We start from the raw sequence: 1761 nt of genomic DNA, 5'->3' as shown, positions 1-1761 counted from the left end.
TTCTTTTGTTTAGGGGTATTCAAAAGTCTACCACAAATGGCTTTTCTATTTTTCTAACTTAATTTTACAAACGGCGTCATAAAAATACCTCATAATTGTTAGACAAAGATCTAGCGATTGTGGGGCACTTTTTATGACTAAATATAGTTCTGAATTCAAGGTAAAGCTTGTTCGTGAATGGGCAACAGATGGCTTAATTTCATACCAGTTAGCTAAAAAATATCATCTTAGTCACCATTATATTCAGTATTGGATTGAACAAGCCAGACTTCAAGGAATCACCAGCCTTCAACATCGTCGCGTGAAGCGAACCTTTAGTGCTGATTTCAAATTGAGCGTGATAAACTACTATCAAACTCATGAGGAATCAATGGCGATGGTAGCAGCCAAATATGATCTCTTGCCTAATCAAATTAGTCATTGGAAACGAGATTTTCATCAAGGCGGTTACCAGGCATTAAAGCCTCATCCTAAAGGTAGGCCACCTAAAGTGAAAAAGAAAAACCGGAAAGCGCTAAAGAAACAAGTCAATAAAAATGAGATTGAACGACTTAAGGAAGAATTGGCGCAAACCAAACAAGAATTGTATGACGTCAAAATGGATCGGGATATTCTAAAAAAATCGTTGGCCCTGTTCGGACCCTCAAAGCTCGACAAAAAACACAAATAGTGGATCAGATCAGGGCTCATCAAGCTAAGCTTCCTAAGAAACAGCGTCACTCGGTTGGTAAGCTCCTCCAAAGAATCTCATTATCGAGAGTAACTTATTACGATGAGCGGAAGCGCATCGCTAACCCTTACGATAAATACGCTCAAGTTAAACAACGAGTGTTGGCGATTAGCAAGCAGGGGCTTTATCGCGGACGACGAACCTACGGTTATCGTCGCGTGAAAGCTTTACTTGATCAAGACGGGATTCACTTAGCCGACGCCACAGCTACCCGCATCATGCGTCAGCTAGGCGTCCAAGTAAGTATGTATAACCAACACCGTAATGGTAAATATTCATCATATCGCGGTACTGTTAGAAAAATTGCACAGAATGTTCTCCAACAATCCTTTACAGCAACGAAACCATACCAAGTCATCCACATCGATATCACTCAGATATGACTAGCTAATCAACAGTGGGCTTATGTTTCAGCTATGGTTGATGAAGCTAGTAAGGAAGTACTGGCTTTTCAAGTAAGTTATCATCCCAATCTACAACTGGTCAAAAGTACTATTGATGAATTACTGCAAAAATTACCTGATAATGCCCATCCTATTATTCATTCAGATCAAGGATGGCAATATCAGCAGGTTTACTATGCCAAAACACTAGCTAATCTTCATTTTGTTCAAAGCATGTCCCGTAAGGGCAATTGCCATGACAATGCGCCCATTGAGAGTTTCTTTCACCTATACAAAACGGAACTGTTTAATGGATTTACGCCATGTAAAGATTTTGGAGAGTTCAAAAAGCTTTCCTTAAACTATGTATATCGTTTCAACAACCAACGAATCTCTTTAAAAACAAAAGGCATGACACCGGTTGAATACCGGAACCATGCCTTACGAGTTTAACTATTTAACTTTGTCTAATTTTTCTGTTATACTTCAAATGACTGGTATATCAATATTTATAGGCATTGTTTCTATGTGTTTGCAGTTGCATAATTTATAAAATTTAGGAGAATTTACCTTACGTCAATTGCTAGTTTGTAACATTCCAAATTTTGCTAGATTATTCGTCATGACAAGTGCCTCGATCTGTGCTTG

3 protein-coding genes and 1 pseudogene are annotated in these 1761 nt (G+C 38.6%); all 4 read left to right on the top strand.

Annotated elements, in window-relative coordinates:
* Positions 1-133: 133 nt before the first annotated feature.
* A complete protein-coding gene (locus QOS06_RS10615) occupies positions 134-670 on the top strand; it encodes a helix-turn-helix domain-containing protein (RefSeq protein WP_152712304.1) in 537 nt (178 codons plus the stop codon).
* Positions 670-1113, top strand: a complete 444-nt coding sequence (locus QOS06_RS10610; protein WP_224758184.1) for an IS3 family transposase — start codon at positions 670-672, stop codon at positions 1111-1113. The genes QOS06_RS10615 and QOS06_RS10610 overlap by 1 nt, the downstream gene beginning before the upstream one ends.
* Before the next feature lie 18 nt (positions 1114-1131).
* A pseudogene (locus QOS06_RS11165) lies at positions 1132-1356 on the top strand (DDE-type integrase/transposase/recombinase); the annotation flags it as partial.
* Entirely contained in the window at positions 1348-1566 is a 219-nt protein-coding gene (locus QOS06_RS11160) for an IS3 family transposase (protein WP_419145220.1), read from the top strand. The pseudogene QOS06_RS11165 and the gene QOS06_RS11160, both read left to right, overlap by 9 nt.
* Positions 1567-1761: the final 195 nt, after the last annotated feature.

It is taken from the genome of Limosilactobacillus sp. DJ3M12, from assembly GCF_947381695.1.
Taxonomy (GTDB): Bacteria; Bacillota; Bacilli; order Lactobacillales; family Lactobacillaceae; genus Limosilactobacillus; species Limosilactobacillus kinnaridis.
The sequence above is the reverse complement of the archived record's forward strand: the minus strand, read 5'-3'. Positions and strand labels throughout refer to the sequence as shown.

What these genes read in the sequence shown, in the direction of transcription:
- QOS06_RS10615 (WP_152712304.1), top strand. Translation starts at nt 134, where the DNA reads ATGACTAAATATAGTTCTGAATTCAAGGTAAAGCTTGTTCGTGAATGG.
- QOS06_RS11160 (WP_419145220.1), top strand. Translation starts at nt 1,348, where the DNA reads ATGTCCCGTAAGGGCAATTGCCATGACAATGCGCCCATTGAGAGTTTC.